Source organism: Streptomyces sp. NPDC002018, assembly GCF_042890865.1.
GTDB lineage: Bacteria > Actinomycetota > Actinomycetes > Streptomycetales > Streptomycetaceae > Streptomyces.
Genome location: NZ_JBIASO010000007.1, coordinates 271,023 through 288,851 on the forward strand (window position 1 = coordinate 271,023; position 17,829 = coordinate 288,851).

Annotated in this window: 12 protein-coding genes; 5 read left to right on the top strand and 7 right to left on the bottom strand. The window is 71.8% G+C overall.

All coding sequences use genetic code 11. The features are described 5' to 3' along the window. Window positions 1–65: 65 nt before the first annotated feature. Complete coding sequence (locus ACFYYH_RS14220; protein WP_388550170.1) at window positions 66–737, bottom strand: hypothetical protein; 672 nt, start codon at window positions 735–737, stop codon at window positions 66–68. A gap of 190 nt (window positions 738–927) precedes the next feature. On the opposite strand from ACFYYH_RS14220, the gene ACFYYH_RS14225 reads away from it, so the two are divergent. Together ACFYYH_RS14225 and ACFYYH_RS14230 are read left to right on the top strand one after the other, a co-directional pair. Continuing rightward, window positions 928–1,956 carry a ferric reductase-like transmembrane domain-containing protein gene (locus ACFYYH_RS14225; RefSeq protein ID WP_388550455.1) on the top strand — a complete coding sequence of 343 codons (1,029 nt, stop codon included), beginning with the start codon at window positions 928–930 and terminating at the stop codon, window positions 1,954–1,956. Between the two features lie 165 nt (window positions 1,957–2,121). Next, the gene (locus ACFYYH_RS14230) at window positions 2,122–3,468 is read left to right on the top strand and encodes a CAP domain-containing protein (protein ID WP_388550173.1); all 1,347 of its coding nucleotides are present in this window, start codon (window positions 2,122–2,124) and stop codon (window positions 3,466–3,468) included. A gap of 14 nt (window positions 3,469–3,482) precedes the next feature. On the opposite strand, the gene ACFYYH_RS14235 is transcribed toward ACFYYH_RS14230, so the two are convergent. The 5 genes from ACFYYH_RS14235 to ACFYYH_RS14255 all read right to left on the bottom strand — a co-directional run bounded on the left by ACFYYH_RS14235 (window position 3,483) and on the right by ACFYYH_RS14255 (window position 12,926). Continuing rightward, window positions 3,483–4,124: a DUF4232 domain-containing protein gene (locus ACFYYH_RS14235; protein ID WP_388550175.1), complete on the bottom strand. Its 642-nt coding sequence runs from the start codon at window positions 4,122–4,124 to the stop codon at window positions 3,483–3,485. Between the two features lie 130 nt (window positions 4,125–4,254). Beyond that, window positions 4,255–5,577, bottom strand: coding sequence for a glycosyltransferase 87 family protein (locus tag ACFYYH_RS14240; protein ID WP_388550176.1), 1,323 nt, complete (start codon window positions 5,575–5,577; stop codon window positions 4,255–4,257). Next, window positions 5,574–7,001, bottom strand: a complete 1,428-nt coding sequence (gene mptB, locus ACFYYH_RS14245; RefSeq protein ID WP_388550178.1) for a polyprenol phosphomannose-dependent alpha 1,6 mannosyltransferase MptB — start codon at window positions 6,999–7,001, stop codon at window positions 5,574–5,576. The genes ACFYYH_RS14240 and mptB overlap by 4 nt, the downstream gene beginning before the upstream one ends. Window positions 7,002–7,317: 316 nt before the next feature. Beyond that, a complete protein-coding gene (locus ACFYYH_RS14250; RefSeq protein ID WP_388550457.1) occupies window positions 7,318–10,026 on the bottom strand; it encodes a ThuA domain-containing protein in 2,709 nt (902 codons plus the stop codon). A 20-nt stretch (window positions 10,027–10,046) separates the two neighbouring features. Next, window positions 10,047–12,926, bottom strand: coding sequence for a carbohydrate-binding protein (locus ACFYYH_RS14255; protein ID WP_388550180.1), 2,880 nt, complete (start codon window positions 12,924–12,926; stop codon window positions 10,047–10,049). A gap of 504 nt (window positions 12,927–13,430) precedes the next feature. On the opposite strand from ACFYYH_RS14255, the gene ACFYYH_RS14260 reads away from it, so the two are divergent. Beyond that, window positions 13,431–14,576, top strand: coding sequence for an anion permease (locus tag ACFYYH_RS14260; protein ID WP_388550183.1), 1,146 nt, complete (start codon window positions 13,431–13,433; stop codon window positions 14,574–14,576). Continuing rightward, entirely contained in the window at window positions 14,576–14,860 is a 285-nt protein-coding gene (locus ACFYYH_RS14265) for a hypothetical protein (RefSeq protein WP_388550185.1), read from the top strand. The genes ACFYYH_RS14260 and ACFYYH_RS14265 overlap by 1 nt, the downstream gene beginning before the upstream one ends. Here ACFYYH_RS14265 and ACFYYH_RS14270 read toward each other — a convergent pair. Further along, window positions 14,854–16,398, bottom strand: a complete 1,545-nt coding sequence (locus ACFYYH_RS14270; RefSeq protein ID WP_388550187.1) for a PstS family phosphate ABC transporter substrate-binding protein — start codon at window positions 16,396–16,398, stop codon at window positions 14,854–14,856. The genes ACFYYH_RS14265 and ACFYYH_RS14270 overlap by 7 nt on opposite strands. Window positions 16,399–16,619: 221 nt before the next feature. On the opposite strand from ACFYYH_RS14270, the gene ACFYYH_RS14275 reads away from it, so the two are divergent. Next, window positions 16,620–17,708 carry a hydrogenase expression protein HypE gene (locus ACFYYH_RS14275; protein ID WP_388550189.1) on the top strand — a complete coding sequence of 363 codons (1,089 nt, stop codon included), beginning with the start codon at window positions 16,620–16,622 and terminating at the stop codon, window positions 17,706–17,708. Window positions 17,709–17,829: the final 121 nt, after the last annotated feature.

A 17,829-nucleotide genomic window follows, 5' to 3' on the forward strand; every position in this document is an offset into this window, starting at 1 on the left:
CTGGACGGGCCCGGCCGGGGCGGCCGGAGCACCGGACCCCGGGGACACGGGCCGGCGGCGAGGGTTCAGAGGAAGGACGGGAGGAAGGGCGGGCCGCGGCGGGAGATGCCGTAGAGCGGTACGGACCGGCGCGGACGGCGGTGCGGCCGGTGGAGCGCGGCGGTCCGGGGACGCGGCGGCAGGTGTCCGGCGCCGGACAGCACCCGCCAGGCCCGGCGCAGCGGGGCGCTCACGAACAGCGCGAGCGAGCGCCCGAGTTGGAGGACCGCCGCTTCGCCGCGCCAGAGCCACCAGCCGCAGAGCAGTCCGGCCAGCAGGTGGGCCAGGGCCATGCCGGACATCAGGGAATGGCCGTCGAAGGCGAGGAGGAGGGTCAGGACATCCATCGGCCCCTCGGCCGTACCGGCGTGGACGTGCGCCGCCGTACCCGGACGACTCGAACTTGGCATGTCCATGGCCCGCGCGTCGCCGGCACCCGGCAGCAGGACATGGGTCCAGCTGAAGAGGGCGTGCAGGATCACCTGTCCCGCCGCGCTCGCGCCCACCACGGCGGGGGCACCGCGCTCACGCCCCGCCAGCCACCAGCCGGCGCCACCCGTGGCCGGCAGCGCGAGGACCAGGGCGGGCCACGGCAGCGGGGTGCCGGACTGGAGCGCGTGACCGAGTCCGGACACCGCTACGCACACGGCCGCGAACACCACGGCGCGTGTGAGACGGAGTGCGGGCCCGGCTCTCATGGCGGTCATCGTGTCACCCGTGACGGAGCATCGGAAAAGGGCCGCTGATCCGGATACGTCGATGGTTCGGCCGCTATAGAGGGACAGTCAGGTGATGTGATCCATGTCACAGCGTCTCGCGGGGAACTTTCCCCGGCCGGGACCCGACTGCTCGGGTGACCCCGCCGAAGCCGTCGAGAAGGCCGCCCAGATGAAGCCGTCCCCCACCCCTGCCGAACCCGAGCCGGCCGGCCCCACCGGTCCGGCCGGTCCCCCCGGCCCCGCCGAGCCCGCTGTCACCACCGTCACCGCCCCCGCCGCCACGGACCGGTCGCAGCCCAGGATCACCCTCAGGTCGGATCTCCGGGCGTCGATACCGGACGGTCTGATCGCCCTGGCGGTGACCGCCGGTGTCTTCGTCCTGCTCTACGCCCGTATCAAGGCGAAGACGTCGTCGACCGTGTCCGTCATGCCCTTCATGGCCGACGCGGGCGGCTTCTGGATGTACTTCCTCAGCCAGGCCTTCGGCTGGGCGGCCCTGCTGTGGGCGTGGACCACGGTCGTCCTGGGGCTTCTGCTCTCCGGGCCCCGGCCGGGCCGGCTGCCCCTGTCGGGCCAGCGCCTGGAGCGGCTGCACCGCACGACCAGCCTCAACACGATCGCCCTCATCCTCGCCCACGCGCTGCTGTTCGCCGCGGAGTTGGTACGGCACGACACCGCGGGCTGGTACGCGCGGCTCTCCACCGCCTTCGTCGAGGCGTTCGTGCCGGGCGGCTACGACTCGGGCACCGGCCAGATCGCCATGCCGGTCGGCCAGGCCGCCCTCTATCTGGCCGTACCGCTCGGGCTGCTCTTCTACATCAGACATCGCATCGGCCCCAAGACCTGGCGGGTCCTGCACCGGTTCGTCATCGTCGTCTATGTCCTGAGCGTGTGGCACACCCTGCTCTACGGCACGAACGTCTGGTACGACGGCTGGTTCCGCACCACCGTCTGGCTGCTGCAACTGCCCATCGCCGCGCTGCTGCTCGGGCGCCTGCTGCGTCCCGCGCGCCGCTCCGAGCGGCTCTCGCGCCCCGGCGCCCACTCCGGCTCCCGCGCGGGCTGGGGCCTGCGACTCGGCGGGCGCCTCGCCGCGGCGGGGGCCGTCATCGCCCTCCTCGCCGTGATCCTCAGCGGCAACGACGGCGGCCGTACCGTCCCGCCCGCCGACACCTCGTCCACGCACAACCACGACTGACCACCGCCGTCGCGGCCCGCCGGGGCTGTCGCGACCGGGCGCCCGCGGCGCGGCCGGGCGGGGAACGGCTCCGGCCCGGAACCGCGGCGGCCCCGCGCGACGTTCCCCCAGCAGCGCCGCGTGAGGCCGGCGCTCCTGAGGGACGGGACGCGACGGGCGGTGACGATGACCGAGCTGGTTCCCGGAGGGAATCTGCCCCTGCCGGACACGGCGCTGACGATCGAGGTGCCGGGACCGTTCGACCTGTCCCTGCTCATCACCGGCGACAGCGGGAAGGTCGGCGGTGACGGCGACTTCGTCTTCTACAACCAGCCGTCGGCGCCCGGCGCCCGGCTGTACGACGGCGGGATCGGCGTGGATCCGCGGCGGCTGCGGACGGGCGCGAGCCGGGTCACGGTGGTCCTCAGCCCGGCGGAGCCCGGGACCGCCCTGGGCCGGCTGCCGGTTCCGACGCTGACCGTCCGCGCGAGCGGCGGCCGGGGCGTTCTCGCCCGCTTCACCCCCGCGCGCCCGGCGCACGAGACGGTACTGCTGCTGGCCGAGATCTACCGGCGCGGCGCCGGATGGAAGCTGCGCGCGCTCGGTCAGGGGTACGCGGACGGGCTGGCCGGAATCGCCCGGGACTTCGGGGTGGAGGTCACCGGGGAAGCCACCACCACGCCCGCCGCCCCGCCGCGGGCCGTCCGCACGAGTGCCGGGGCGGTGGGGCGCGGCCCGTCGGCGGAGCCGGCCGACGCGGCCGAGTTCGCGGCGCTCGTCCGGGCCGAGCGGCTCAGGGCGGGGGTCCCCGCCCTCACCCTGCACAGCGGCCTGTCGGCCGCGGCACGGGCCCACGCGGCGGCGATGGCGGCACAGCGGCGGCTCGGCGCGGAGGGCGCGGACGGGATCTCCGTCTTCCAGCGGATCGTCTCGGGCGGCTACCGCTATCTCCGTATCGACCAGCATCTGGTCTCCGGGCCCCGCACGCCCCGCGCCTTCGTGGCGTACTGCCTCGGCGACGGGACGGCCCGGGAGCCGCTGTACGACCCGGCCCTGACCGACACCGGACTCGGCCGCGCCGTCGACGCCCGCACGGGCGAGGTCTACTGGACGGCGCTGTGGGCACGCCCCTTCACCTCCGGCGGACTGATACGGACGGCCGCCGAGGTCCTCGCCCTCACCAACGCGGAGCGGACGGCGGCAGGGCTGCGTCCGCTGGCCGACGATCCGCGGCTGGCGGCGGCCGCGCAGGCCTACAGCGCCGACATGGCGGCACGCGCCTTCTACGCGCACACGTCCCCCGAGGGGCTCGCGCCCTGGGACCGCGCGGCCGCCGCGGGCGCCCCCCACCGGGGCATCGGGGAGAACATCGCCTGCGGCCAGCGGAGCCCGCGCGAGGTGGTCAGGGGATGGATGAACAGTCCGGGCCACCGGGCCAATATCCTCAAGCCCGGCTTCACCCATCTCGGCGTCGGCTTCGCGGGCGGCGGCCCGGCCGGCACCTACTGGACCCAGCTCTTCGGCGGGACCTGATCCCCCACGAGCGCTCAGCCCGGCCGGACCGCCGTCGTGGTGAAGGTGCCGCCGCAGACGACCGGCACGGACGTACGGAGCGTCATCGCGTCCTTGGAGCCGGGCGGATAGATCCGCAGAAGGCTGGGCGCGGGTTCGCAGGACGAGCCCCTGATCCCCCGGTTCAGGGTGTGCAGGGTGACCTCCGCGCCGGCACCGGGAGCGAGCCGTACCGCGCCGAGCGACGGGCCCTCGCGGGTGGCCGGTGTGCCGAGGGGAGCGCCGTCCCCCGCGAGCAGGGAGACACCGGGGAAGCCCAGCAGGGTGCACGCGTCCGGTCCCCGGTTGGTGAGCCGCAGGTCGTAGCGGATATTGCCCGCGCCCGCGTCCGGGGGGCCGAGGCTCAGCCGCAGCCTGTCCGCCGTACAGCGTGACGAGGGGGCGGCCCGGGATGCGGAGGAGACGGGGGGCGTGGCGGAGACCGGCGGTGCCGGCCGGTCCGGGGCGGCCGGTGCAGGCGGTGCGCTCGACGCTCCGGGTGTCCCCCGCGTACCGCCCGCCGAGGGCGTGACGGCGGAGCCCACGGCGGCGGAACCGTCGGAGCCTGGTCCCGGACCCGGGCCCGAGCCACCGCACGCGGCCGTGCCGACGGCCAGCAGGACCACGGCGGCTGCCACGGCACCCCGGCGCGCCGCTCCCCGGGCCCCCGCCGGCCGCGTCCGCCCGGCCGGTACCACCACACTCCTGATGTGTTCGGACATATCACCTCACCCGCCCATCGACGACCCATGTGCTGCCGCCCTGCGTTTACCCCGAAAAGCGGTGGATCCTCCTCCGGTCCCCTCGGCCCGTCCCTGCCCCGGCATGTCCCTCGGCCTCTCCCCCGGCCAGGGCCGCCGCCCCGTGCGGGCCGGGCTGTCCGGGTGGCCGGCTCCGCGGCGGCAGCGGTACGAACAGCAGGCCGAGGGTGATCCACACATAGGTGTTCGCGCCGAGGAAGGCGTCCGGGCCGGTCGAGTTCCAGCGCCAGAGCCAGACGACACTGCTGCACAGGATCACGTACAGCGCGGCGCACACCACCCACAGCGCTGACGGCGCGGACAGCACCGGCAGCACCGACGGCGCCCGGCGTTCCTTCCGTTCGCCGCGCAGCGCGGTGTCCGCCAGGACGACGAGGGCGGGGATCACCCACACGAGATGGTGGACCCAGGTGACCGGGCTGACCAGGCACGCGGCCAGCGCGGTCAGGGCGAACCCGGCCCGGTCGTCCCCGTCCCGGACCGCCGCGCGGGCCCGGTGGGCCCAGAGCGCGAGCACGACGAGGACACAGGCCAGCCACACCGCGCGGCTGGGGTGGTCCGGCTGGAGACGGGCGAGCACACCTTGCAGCGACTGGTTGGAGACATAGCTGAGCGAGCCGACACGGTCGGTGTTCCACAGCGCGTCGGTCCAGAAGGCACGGCTGGCCGCGGGGTCGATCAGCGCCGCGAGCAGCGTCGCCGCGCACGCAGTGCCCGCCGCCACGCCCGCCTGCCGCCGACGGCCCGTGATCAGCAGATAGAGGATGAAGAGCGCGGGCGTGAGCTTGATCGCGGAGGCGAGACCGATCCCGATCCCGGCGTACCGCCCGCGTCCGGTCGCCAGCAGCCGGGCGTCGGCGAGGACGAGCGCGACGAGCAGCAGATTCACCTGGCCGAAGCTGAAGGTGTCCCGTACAGGTTCGAGCAGCGCGAACAGACAGCCGGCCACGGTGAAGGCGAACCAGCGGCTCCGGCAGGTGCGCCGGATGAGCGGGCCCACCAGCCAGTGCAGCAACAGCGCCGACGCCACGACGCTCAGCGCGACACTGATCCCCACGGCCACCGGCCAGGAGACCAGTGCCATCGGCAGCATGGAGACGGCGGCGAACGGCGGGTAGGTGAAGCCGTAGTGGGTGCCGGGACGGAGATAGTCGTAGATCCGGCCGTCGTGGTGGACCCAGTCGTCGACCGTCCCGTAGTAGACACCGACGTCGAAGAAGTCGCGGTGCAGGGGGACGGTCACGAGGAAGACGGCGGTGGCCACGACCAGGCACACGGCGGCGGTGATCCGCCCGGCGGCCGTCGCCGGGGTCAGGGCCTGCCCTCTCATGACACGGCCCGGGTGCGTGAGGGGACGCCGCCGGGGGCCGACATCTCGAACATCCACCAGAGCGCGAGCAGTGCGAGCGCGCCCCCGCCCACGGCCAGCGTCAACTGCATTCCGTCCGGGGGGTAGCCGCTGGGCAGCAGCCCCAGGGCGAGCACACCGCTGCCGGCCGCGGCCCAGCGCCGTACCCGGCCGTCGGGGGCCGCCGCGGCGATGAGGAACAGCCCCCACAGCGCGTACCACGGCCGGAAGGCCGGGCCCAGCGCGAAGACCGCGAGCAGACTCAGCGCCAGCGCGTAGACCGGGCCCAGCCGCACCCGGCGCAGCCACAGGACCACCACGGCCACGGCGGTGGCCACCAGGCCGAGCCACCGCCACACGGGTACGGCCAGATCGGCGAGCCCACTGCCCGCGGCGTCCAGCAGTGCCCCGCTGAGCCGGCCGAGTCCGCTGGTGAGCGACCAGTTGTCGGGGGAGACGGGGGTGCTCAGCGCGCCGAGCCAGCCGTAGCCCGTGCCGGTGACGGCCGTGACGGCCACCGTGGTGGCGAGGGCGACGGCACAGGTCAGCGCCGCGGCCCTGAGGGTACGGGCACGTCCGGTCAAGTGGCCGGACCAGAGGACGGCGACCGCGAGCAGCCCGAGCGCCGCGGGCGCCTTCACCAGCGCGGCCAGGGAGACCAGGAGCGCCGCTCTGAGCGGCCATCCGCCCAGGGCCGCCACGAGTCCGGCCCCGAGCAGCCCCAGCATCAGGGCGTCGTTGTGGGCGCCCGCGACCAGATGGAGCAGCACCAGCGGGTTGAGCGCGCCGAGCCAGAGCGCGGCGGAGCGCTCCACCCCGCAGCGGTCGGCGAGCAGCGGCAGAAAGGCGATCATCAGCCCGACGCCGAGCAGCGCGACCAGCCGCATGCCGAGGATGCCGGCGGACATATCGGCATGGGCCAGGTCGGCGGCCTTCGCCGCGGCGGCGAGGAACACGGGACCGTACGGTGCCGGGGTGTGCTGCCAGACGGGCGGCACCTCGGTGGCGAGCGGGCCGCCCAACCGCGCGGGCCCGTAGGTGTAGACGTCGATCCGGGCGTCGACCATGGCGCCCTGGGCCAGATAGCTGTACACGTCGCGGCTGAACAGGGGCGGTCCGAGCAGCAGGGGCGCCGCCCAGGTGCCGAGGGTCACCAGCAGCGCGCGGGGCGTGGGGGGCCGGGGGCCGCGCACCGCGCGGCCCAGCCACCACCAGGCGGCGATCAGCAGGACGAGCCCGAAGTACGCGCAGAGCACTCCCAGCGCGGCGCGGCCGGAGGTGGGCAGGAGTTCCTCACGTACCGGCAGCGCGCCCGCGGTCAGACCGCCGGCGGTGAGCGCGACAGAACCCGCGAGCCCCAGGGTCCGGCATCGGTTCGGGTCCACATCCGCGTTCAGGGCGAGCATCTGTGGAGGCTCGCAGGAGGTGGTGGCCGGAAGGCGACGCCCCCGCCACGGGCCGGTGGCAGGCGCATAGCCACCGCCTTAAGCCCGGCCGTGCGGACGAGGGACGAACAGGCGGACAGGCCGGACGGACGGTCGAAGGACGGACGGGCAAAGGAAGGACGGACGGGCGAAGGACGGACGGCTACGGAGCCGGGCGCGGGGACCGGCAGGGGAACGGGGACGCGCGACGGGACGAGCACGGGAACGGGCCCCGGGTTGCCCCGGGGCCCGTCCGTGTATCTCATCCGTGCGGATGGTTCCTGATGTCGTCCTCGCGTCAGCGCACCCGCCGCGCGTCGAACTGGGTCACCCAGTGCTTCGTGCGGTCGAGATAGGCGTTCTCGGCGTCCGCGCCGGTCTTCCCGTACGCGCCCGAGAAGGTCTGGTAGCCGAAGCCACCGGGCGGTGCGGAGGAGGCCGGTTCGATCGAACTGCCCTCGTGCCACTCGTTGAAGGAGGTGACGGAGACCCAGGTGGGTGATCCGCCGATGGCGGGGTCGAGCGCGTTGTTCCACTCCTTGTCGTAGGTGGCGCCGTTCTCCCTGCCGAGGGTCGGGGTGGTGTTGCCCGGGACCGCGCGGTCGTCGATGTAGCCGGGGGCGACCGAGGGGGCCCAGATCAGTCCGTTCGCGCGCGCGTAGTCTCCGGCCTGCTTCCAGCCGGGCGCCGTGGCGCCCGCGATGCCGTCGTAGGTGTAGAGACCCGAGAAGTGCGCGATCTTGCTGGTGTCGGTGGTCTGCGCCAGGACCGTGTTGTTCTGCGTGACCTGGTCGAGGGCGGCCCAGTCCGTCGTCCTGAGGCTCTCGAAGATGTAGAAGGCCGCGCGGTTGTTGTGTTCGGCGTCGCGGTAGAAGGCGGGATGGCTGCCGTAGGTGGCGTTGATGTACTGGATGTCGGACACCACGGAGGCCGCGGTGCGGCCCGCGTAGGGCTCGATGTGCCAGGCCACCTTGACGCCCTCCCGCTGGGCGGCGTCCAGGACACCCCTGGCGAGGGTGTCCTCGTAGCCGTCCTTGCCCCACCAGCTGTAGACGATGACGCCCGCGCCGGACTGCTTGACCCACTTCATGTGCTGCGCGACGGCGCCGGTGTAGTCACCGGAGTCGTACGCCCCGAGCTTCGGGTAGAGATCGGCGCCAATGTCCTGCGGCGGCGTGCGGCCGCCCTGCTGCCAGTGGCGGTAGCTGCCGTACTTGGCGGGGCTGCCGTACCACGGGTAGTAGAAGAGATGGACATTCGCCGACAGGGCCTGTAACGCCGCCTGCTTCTCCAGCGTGAAGGTGTCGATGTCGAACAGGGAGCCCGCCCCGCCGGTGAAGGTGAGGAAGACCGGTCCCGACGGGGTGCCGGTCAGCGGGGTGGAGACGGTCCGGAAGGTCTCCCAGCCGCCGGTGTTGGGGATGGCCACCGAGCCGAGCACCGGTCCGGTGGCTGATCCGGAACGGACCTGGAGGGTACCGCCCGAACCGCCCGAGGAGACCTTCGCGCTGAAGTTCCTGGTCCCCGTGAGGGAGGTCTGGGAGTAACCGGCCCAGTCGCCGTTCTCGATGTAGCCGAGGGTCCGGCCGCCGCTCGCGTTCGCGTGGTCGGCGGGCTGGACACCCGCCGAGGAGGTGTACGACTCGCCCTCGAAGGTCGACGACGGAGTGGTGCCGCCACCCAGTTCCTTGATCCGGACATTGCGGAACGACACATCGTCGCCGGTGCCGTGGTTCTGGATGCCGATGTGTCCCTGCTGGAGGGAGCGCACCGGGTCGGTGTTGGTGAAGTCATTGATCTTCACACCGTTGAGGAAGACCTGGAGCCGCTCCCCCTCCACCCGGATCTCATAGGTGTTCCAGGCGCCCGGCGGGTTGAGCGCGCCGTCCCGCGCGGCGGTGTCGGCCGACTTGAAACCGTAGATCGAGCCGGTCGTCCTGTCCGCGGTGTCGGTGGCGTCGATCTGGATCTCGTACCCCTGGTTCACCGCCGAGTTGGGGTCGCTGGAGGCGGGGAAGCCCACGAACACACCGGAGTTGTCGTCCCCGGGCATCCGCCAGTCCAGCTTCAGGGAGTACGAGGTGTACTGCTTCGCCTGGTACCAGAACAGGCCCATGCCGCCCGTGGAGGTGAGGGTGGCGTCGGTGTTGGTGAAGCTGCCGGGTCCCGCCTGGGCCCAGCCGGTGGTCGAGCCGGTGTAGAGCGGGGTGTAGCCCGTCTCCGCGCGGCAGTCGGCCTTGGCGAAGCCGGCCGCGTAGCGGATTCCGCCGAGCAGCAGGGAGCGGAAGGCGGGGTCGGCGTACGACTCGGCGGTGTGCCCGAGCCCGGTGTAGAACGACCGTCCGTTGCCCTGCGGGTGGCACCAGGTGATGGGGTGGTCGCCGCTCATCTCCCCGCCGCTGTAGGTGCTCTCGTCCAGGCTCTGGAGCACCCGGACATTGCCGCGGGGGTTGGCGCGGTAGTTGTACCACTCATCGGTGCGCGACCAGGTCTGGCCGAGATGCGAGGTGGCCGCGTGGGCCCGGTCCTCGTTCTTCAGCGTGGCCTGCTGGATCGCCGGGTGGCTCTTGAACCAGGCACCGACGATCCCCTCGTACTGCGGCCAGCCGTACTCGGTGTCGGCCGCCGCGTGCACCCCGACATAGCCGCCGCCACCGTCGAGATACGACTGGAGGGCCGACTGCTGGCTGTCGTTGAGCACATCGCCGGTGGTGCTCAGGAACACCACCGTCTTGAACTGGGCCAGATTGGCCGTGGTGAAGGCCGCGCTGTCCTCGGTGGCCGTGACGGTGAAGTTGTTGGCCGCGCCGAGGTCACGGATGGCCTGCGTGCCGGCCGGGATCGAGTCGTGGCGGAAGCCCGCCGTCTTGGAGAAGACGAGCACCCTGTAGGCCGGGTCCGCCGCGTGCGCGGTCACGGCCGGTGTCAGGAAGGCCCCCACGAGTGCGAGCGCGACGACGAAGGCCGACGCGGCGGCCGACGGGAGCCGGCGTAGCTGATGGAGCATCAGTATCCCTTTCCCGTAGGTCACTTGGTGAGGGTGAGGGTGTCGATGTCGAACAGGGAGCCGGCGCCGCCGGTGAAGGTGAGGAACAGCGCTCCCGAGCTGGCCGTGCCGGTCAGGGCGGTGGAGACATTGGTGAAGGTCTCCCAGCCGCCGGTCACCGGTACGGCCACGGTACCGAGCACCGCTCCGGTGGCCGATCCGGAGCGGACCGTGATGGTGCCGCCGGCCCCGGCCGAGGAGACCTTCGCGGCGAAGGTCTTGCCCCCGGCGGTGGGCACGGAGGCGTATCCCGCCCAGTCACCGTTCTCGATGTAGCCGAGCGTCCTGCCGCCGCTGGCCGCGGCGTGGTCGGCGGCCTGGACGCCCTGCGACGAGGAGTACGACTCGCCCTCCACCGTCTGGCTCGACGGGGTGCTGCCGGTGGCGAAGGTGAAGGCGTCGAGGTCGAAGAGGTTGCCCTGGCCCGTCGGTCCCTTGAAGACGAGGAACAGCTCCGTGGAGGCCGCCGGGGCGTTGGTCAGGTTGGCCGAGACATCGGTGAAGGTCTCCCAGCCGCCGGTCACCGGTACGGTCACCGTGCCGAGCAGGGTGCCGGTCGCGGAGCCCGTCCGTACCTCGATGGTGCCGCCCGTACCGCCGGACGAGACGCGGGCGGTGACGCGGTTGGCGTTGCCCAGGGCGTACGGCTTGAAGGAGATCCAGTCGCCGTTGTCGGTGAAGCCGATGGTGTTGCCGCCCTCGGCGTTGCCGTGCGCGGCCACCTGGATACCGGACTGCGCGGAGAAGTGCTCGCCCTGCCGGTGGCGGGGCTGGAGGATCCGGGCGCTGTGCGTGGTCAGCCCGGCGCCGTCGGTGTACTCGGCGTCGAAGACCCCGTAGATGTTGGCGGCGCTGTCGTGCTCGCCGTCGGTCGGCACGGCGATGGTGCCGGTGCAGCCGTTCTTCGAGGTGATCGCGTGACGGTGCTCGTCATGGCCGAGGAGATAGGTCACCTTGACCTTGGCACAGTCGATGGCCCCGTCCTCGGGGTCGCTGACGGTGACCGAGAAGGGCACGGTGTCGCCGAAGGAGAACAGTTCACCGTCCTTGGGGGCGGTGAGATTGACGGTCGGCGCCGTGTTGCCCGCCGTCACCACGAGACTCGCCGTACCGGTGAGCCCCTCCGGGTCCCTGACCGTCAGGGTCGGCCGGTAGGTGCCCGCGGTGGTGTAGGTGTGCGACGGGTTGGCCGCGGTGGACGTGGCGCCGTCGCCGAAGTTCCAGGAGTAGGTCAGGGGCCTGCCCTCGGGGTCGGAGCTGCCCGCCGAGGAGAAGGTGACGGCCAGCGGGACGGGGCCCGAGGTCCGGTTCGCCGCCGCGGCGGCGATCGGGTTGCGGTTGCTGCCGCCGACGTACTCGATCCGGTACAGCGCCTGGTTGTTGGCGCCGGTGCCGTAGTCGAGCACATACAGCGCGCCGTCCGGGCCGAAGGCCTGGTCCATGACCTGGGTGCCGGTCCAGGGGAAGGCCTCGATGACACCGGGGGTGCCGTCGGCCTTCACCTCGATGGCCTTGATCCACTTACGGCCGTACTCAGCGGCGAAGAACCGTCCGTCGAGGGACTGCGGGAACTTCACGTTGGAGTTCAGGTTCGCGTCGTAGCGGTAGACGGGTCCGCCCATGGGCGATTCGGAGCCGCCGCCGAACTCGGGCGGGGAGCCGGCGTCGCCGCCGTACTTGATCCAGCTCGCCTTGGCCGCGGGCAGGGTGGCCTGGCCGGTGTTGCGGAACGAGTTGTTGGCCGGGCCGCCGGCGCAGTTGTACTTCGCCCCGGAGGGACCGTTCGGGAAGGTGTACTCACCGTAGGTCTCGGCAGCGGTGTTCGTGCCGGTGCAGTACGGCCAGCCGTAGTTGCCGGGCGCGGTGATGCGGTTGAACTCGACCTGGCCGCTGGGTCCGCGCCCGCCGCCGTCGGTGCCGCCCGCGTCGGGGCCGTAGTCACCGAGGTAGACGATGCCGGTGGCCTTGTCGACGGACATCCGGAAGGGGTTGCGGAAGCCCATCGCGTAGATCTCGGGCCGGGTGTTCGCCGTACCGGGAGCGAAGAGGTTGCCGGCCGGGACGGTGTAGCCGCCGGCGGCCGTCGGCTTGATCCTGAGGACCTTGCCGCGCAGGTCGTTGGTGTTGCCGGAGGAGCGCTGCGCGTCGAACTGCGGGTTGCGGTCCGTCCGTTCGTCGATCGGCGCGTAGCCGCTCGACTCGAAGGGGTTGGTGTCGTCGCCGGTGGTCAGATACAGGTTGCCGGCGGCGTCGAAGTCGATGTCCCCGCCGACGTGGCAGCACTGGCCGCGGTCGTTGGGCACTTCGAGGACGACCTTCTCGCTCGCCAGGTCGAGGGTGCCGTCGGTCCTCAGCGTGAACCGGGAGAGGTTGAGGTGTCCCTTCCACGGCTCGAAGGAGGCGGCGCTGCCGGTGACGGGCGCGTCACCGCCCGGGGTGTTCAGCTTGGGCGAGTAGTACAGATAGAGATAGCGGTTCGAGGCGAAGCCGGGGTCGGCGGCGATCCCCTGGAGCCCCTCCTCGTCATGCGTGTAGACGTCCAGCTTGCCGGCCGTCTTCGTGTTGCCCGCGGCGTCCGTGTACCGGACCGTGCCGTCGCGCGCCGTGTGGACGACCGCGCGGTCCGGCAGGACCGCGAGAGACATTGCCTCGCCCAACTCGGCGGCACCAAGGGCGAGTTGTACTTGCTGGTAGTCACCGGCCGGAATGGCCGCGGGCGCTGCGGGGGCAGCGACGGCGGCCGGGGCGCCGGCCGCGGGCACCGCGACGGCGCCACCGCCGACGACCAGTGCCAACGCGGTGAGCCATCGCGACCAGAGGCGTCTCGGCCTCTGTCCTGACAGTCCTGACGGTCCTGACATGGAGCATCCTTCCTGACCTTGCGGGGGGGGTGAGTCAGGCATGGGCGCACGACATCGCGCTGCCGTGTCACTGGGGGAAGAGCCTGCGCTCGGGTGATGTCCCGTCACCCGTGCAACAGCCGTACCGGTGGGGCGGAGTGGATTCGATGCGGCGTCAACGTAATTGCGGAATCTCGCTAGAGTTTTGCAGCCTGGCAATGGGCTCTTAATTTGTCAAGGCAATGTCAAAATTCCGGAACCGGCGCTCCCGGGCGCGCGGGCGCCGCGACGCGCCGCCTCACGGCGCCGGGGCACCCTCCGTGCCCCCGGGCGCGGCTGACGGGCCGTCGGCGCGATTCCGGGCATCACCGCACACACCCCGCACACGGCACACAGGACCCCCAGAGCTCACAGAGGGCACATGAGCACCAGGGGGTACGGTCCGCTCATCCTTTGGGAGGAAGCACCCGGCGTCCCCACGGCGCCTCTCGGCCGGGTGTCCGCCGCTCCGCTTGGATGAGGCGAATGGACCACATCACCTTTCTTGTGGGCGTGGTGATCCTGACCGCCCTGGCGTTCGACTTCACCAACGGGTTCCACGACACCGCCAACGCCATGGCGACCTCGATCGCCACCGGGGCGCTGCGTCCCAGGATCGCGGTCCTCATCAGCGGCGTCCTCAATCTCGTGGGGGCGTTCCTCTCCACCCAGGTCGCCCGGACGATCTCCGGCGGCATCGTGGACGACACCCTGGTCACGCCGGGCATGGTCTTCGCCGGTCTGATCGGGGCGACCCTGTGGAATCTCGTGACCTGGCTGCTGGGACTGCCGTCCAGTTCCTCGCACGCCCTGTTCGGCGGGCTCATCGGTGCCGTGTGGGTGGGTGCGGGACGGCACGGGGTGCACTTCGACGTGGTGATGGAGAAGATCATCCTGCCGGCCGTGGCGTCGCCGCTGATCGCCGGTCTCGCCGCGCTGCTGGCGACGTATCTCGCCTACCGGATCACCGCCGGGGGCCGCGACTCCTCCGTCAACCGCGGCTTCCGGCTGGGCCAGGTCGTCTCCGCCTCGCTGGTCTCCGTCGCGCACGGCACCAATGACGCCCAGAAGACGATGGGCGTCATCACGCTCACCCTGATCTCGGCGGGGGCGCTCGCGCCGGACTCGGGACCGCCGCTGTGGGTCGTGGCCTCCGCCGGCGTGTCGATCGCCCTCGGCACCTATCTCGGCGGCTGGCGGATCATCAGGACGATGGGCAGGGGGCTGACCGAGATCCGCGCCCCTCAGGGCTTCACCGCCGAGTCCTCCGCCACGACCGTGATCCTGACCTCCGCCCATCTCGGCTTCGCCCTCTCCACCACCCAGGTCTGCTCCGGCGCCATCCTCGGCGCGGGGCTGGGCAGAAGACTGGCGGAGGTGCGCTGGGGAATCGCCGGACGGATGGTCATCGGCTGGTGTGTCACCCTGCCCGCCGCCGCGGCCGTGGGCGCGCTGGCCGCCGCCATGGTCGTATACGGCGGCACCGTCGGCACCGTCGTCGTCGCCCTGGCCGCCGCGGCCGTGGCGACCTTCATCGTGATCGTCTCGCGCCGCAATCCGGTGAATTCGGGCAATGTCAACGACGAGCACACCGTGACGGTCCGCTCCCGGGCCGCCAAGGCGAACGTCTGATGGAAGAGAACCGTATGGACCGTACGGACCCTGTGGCCCTGGACTGGAGCGGGCTGGGTGAGGTGGCCCTCGTCAGCGTCGGGGCCACCGTGGGGGTCGTCTTCGTCTTCGCCCTGGGCGTGCGCCTCCTCTCGCCGCGGGACGCGTCCGACGGCCGCCCGGGGGCGGGCGGGGGCGGCCGGCGGCCCCCGGTGCCGGCCAGGGCCGTCGCCGGACTGTGCTTCCTCGCCTGCGCGGCGGCCGTCGCGTACGGCCTGTATCTGATCGTTCCGCAGTTTCACTGAGCGGCGCGGCCCGCGCAGATGAACCGTCCCTTCGGGGACGAGCACGGCAGATGACCGTGGGTGCGGACCACGTCCTGGCCGCTGCCGCGCAGCAGGTAGTTGAGGAAGCTGGCCACGAGGGAGTCGGCGGGCGGCTTTCCGTAGGTGTACGCGTACTCGGTCTCCCGGAAGGGGTAGCCGTCGTCGGCGATCGTGTCCGGGGAGGCCCCGCGTCCGTCCAGGCTCAGCGTGTGGAGCCCCTTCGGCAGCCTGCCGGAGCGCAGCTCGGTGTAGCCGATGGCCCCGGGGGTGGCCGCGACGGTGGCGAGGACCCGGTCGGTGCTGTCGAGCTCGCAGCGGAAGACCGGGGAGGACGGGTCACTGTCCTTCCTTCGGCAGTCCACCGAGGAATACGCCTTCTCCGGACCGCCGAGGACACGCCTCTCGAAGATGTCACGGGTGCCGGAGTCCGATTTCCGGCTGGCGAGGATGACGGGCAGGCCCTCGGGACCGCCCTTCAGCTCGTCCCACGTCCGGATGTCACCGCGGTAGACGGCCCGGACCTGCTCGGTCGTCAGATCGCTCAGCGGCACCGCGTCGTTGACGACGAGGGTGTAGGCGGAGACGGCCACCTCGTTCGGGCTCAGCAGGGCGAGGCGGTCACCCTTGGGAACATCGGACAGCGCGATCAGCGGGGGTGAGCCGTCCTTCGCCGCCTCGCCCCGCTCGTTCAGCTCCAGGAGGCCCTCGCGGCTGCCGCGCGCGTCGACGGTGACGGTGGAGCCCGCGCAGTCCTGCTCGTACTTCACCGCCAGATCCTCGGCGACCGGTTTGAAGGCCGTGGAGCCGGTCAGGAGCAGCTCCCCCTTCGCGCACCCCATCGGCGGCCGGACGTCGTCCCGTACGACGATGATCGAGGCCAGCGCCACCACACAGACCGTGAGCAGGACGGTGATCAGCCGGGACGCGCGGCTGAACAGGGGCGGGGTGTCGTCGGGTGTCGTGCTGCGGTTGGGGGAGACCTCGCCGTCCCTGATCCCTCCGCTGACCCGGATCGTGTCCCCGACCGCTCCCCCGGTGAGCAGCACGAGCAGCTTGAAGTGCTGGCCCCGGTTGAGCGGCACACGGGGCAGATAGACGGTGCCGTCGGCGTGGCGCAGCCCGGCCGCCGGGGTGAAGTGGTCCAGCACATGGTCGGCGCCCCGCGGCGCGGTGACCGCGACCCCGCGGATCGTCCGGGAGGTGAACTCCGCCGTCAGACCGTGGAGTTCACGTCCGGTGTAGTCGGCGTCGGCGATGCTCTGGGAGCCGTCGTTCTCGATCCGCAGCAGAACGAGGGTGGCGTCGGAGAGATGCGGATTGTCCTGGAAGAGGCCCAGTCGCACCCCGGCGCTGCCGGTGCGCTCCGCGCTGCTCACCGGGGTGTCGAGCTGTACCCGGTAGCCGATACGGACACGCCGCGGCACCCGGCGCTCGTACCAGAGCACCCCCAGTGAGGCCACGATGCCCAGGGCCGCGGTGGCCACGGCGACGACATTCTCCGCGCTGAGCCATTCCACGGCTGTGTGCCCCCCTCGGACCCGAAGATCGCACACGCGACCGACGAAGAATCGTCCGGTCACCGTACGGGCGTCCTGAGCGGTACATCGCCCACTTCGCCGGCCGGTGTGCTGTTGTTCGCCGGAGGTTCACCGGGATCCATAGGACCGTCCCGCACTTACCGAACCCGCCGGATTCGGTTATCCAGGGAGGGAAGCTCTTCCCCGAAGAGGAGGGGACGATGGATAACGCCGCATCGGTCACCGAGGGGGGCGCGACGTCTCCCGAAGCGAACGGGGAAGAACTCCCCACCGTCCATATTCTCTGGATCAACGCGGGCCTGAGCTGCGACGGAGACTCCGTCTCCCTCACGGCGGCCACCCAGCCGAGTATCGAGGAAATCGCCCTCGGCGCCCTGCCGGGTCTGCCCAAGGTGGCCGTGCACTGGCCTCTGATCGATTTCGAATGCGGGCCCGTCCAGGGCGCGGACAATTTCATCGAATGGTTCTTCAAGGCCGAGCGCGGAGAGATCGAGCCGTTCGTCCTGGTCATCGAGGGATCCATTCCGAACGAGGAAATCAAGAACGAGGGCTACTGGTGCGGATTCGGGGACAATCCCGAGACCGGCCAGCCCATCACCACGAGTGAGTGGATCGACCGGCTCGCGCCGAAGGCGCTGGCCGTGGTGGCGATCGGCACCTGTGCCACCTACGGCGGCATCCACGCCATGGAGGGCAATCCCACCGGTGCGATGGGGGTGCCCGACTATCTGGGCTGGGACTGGAAGTCCGGGGCGGGCATCCCGATCGTCTGCATCCCCGGCTGTCCGGTGCATCCGGACAACGCCTCGGAGACCCTGCTCTATCTGCTCTACCAGGCCGCCGGGTCCGCGCCGATGATCCCGCTGGACGAGCAGCTCCGGCCGACCTGGCTGTTCGGGGCGACCGTCCACGAGGGGTGCGACCGCGCCGGCTACTACGAGCAGGGCCAGTTCGCCACCGTGTACGACTCGCCCCAGTGTCTGGTGAAGCTGGGCTGCTGGGGTCCCGTGGTGAAGTGCAATGTCCCCAAGCGGGGCTGGATCAACGGGGTCGGCGGCTGTCCCAATGTCGGCGGCATCTGTATCGCCTGCACGATGCCCGGGTTCCCGGACAAGTTCATGCCCTTCATGGACGAGCCCCCGGGCGGTCATGTGTCCGCGGCGGCCAGCGGGGCGTACGGCAGGGTCATCCGCCGGCTGCGCGGTGTCACGGCCAGGACCGTCGACAAGGAACCGAAGTGGCGCCGCAGGAGCGACAAGGTCCTGAGCGGCTACCACCCCCCGTGGTGATCCCGCCCTCCCCCACGATCCGCCGTCCCCGCCGCCGCCCTCCGGGGTGATCCGCGCGGCAGGACCCGCCGGAGCGAGACCCTCCTCCCCCCAGCATCGAGGACCCCCACCGCCCAGGAAG

Excerpts from the sequence above, each read along its gene's own strand:
- ACFYYH_RS14220 (WP_388550170.1), bottom strand. The coding sequence starts at position 737 with ATGAGAGCCGGGCCCGCACTCCGTCTCACACGCGCCGTGGTGTTCGCG.
- ACFYYH_RS14260 (WP_388550183.1), top strand. The coding sequence starts at position 13,431 with ATGGACCACATCACCTTTCTTGTGGGCGTGGTGATCCTGACCGCCCTG.
- ACFYYH_RS14275 (WP_388550189.1), top strand. The coding sequence starts at position 16,620 with ATGGATAACGCCGCATCGGTCACCGAGGGGGGCGCGACGTCTCCCGAA.
- ACFYYH_RS14230 (WP_388550173.1), top strand. The coding sequence starts at position 2,122 with ATGACCGAGCTGGTTCCCGGAGGGAATCTGCCCCTGCCGGACACGGCG.
- ACFYYH_RS14225 (WP_388550455.1), top strand. The coding sequence starts at position 928 with ATGAAGCCGTCCCCCACCCCTGCCGAACCCGAGCCGGCCGGCCCCACC.
- ACFYYH_RS14255 (WP_388550180.1), bottom strand. The coding sequence starts at position 12,926 with ATGTCAGGACCGTCAGGACTGTCAGGACAGAGGCCGAGACGCCTCTGG.
- ACFYYH_RS14240 (WP_388550176.1), bottom strand. The coding sequence starts at position 5,577 with ATGAGAGGGCAGGCCCTGACCCCGGCGACGGCCGCCGGGCGGATCACC.
- ACFYYH_RS14265 (WP_388550185.1), top strand. The coding sequence starts at position 14,576 with ATGGAAGAGAACCGTATGGACCGTACGGACCCTGTGGCCCTGGACTGG.
- ACFYYH_RS14250 (WP_388550457.1), bottom strand. The coding sequence starts at position 10,026 with ATGCTCCATCAGCTACGCCGGCTCCCGTCGGCCGCCGCGTCGGCCTTC.
- mptB (WP_388550178.1), bottom strand. The coding sequence starts at position 7,001 with ATGCTCGCCCTGAACGCGGATGTGGACCCGAACCGATGCCGGACCCTG.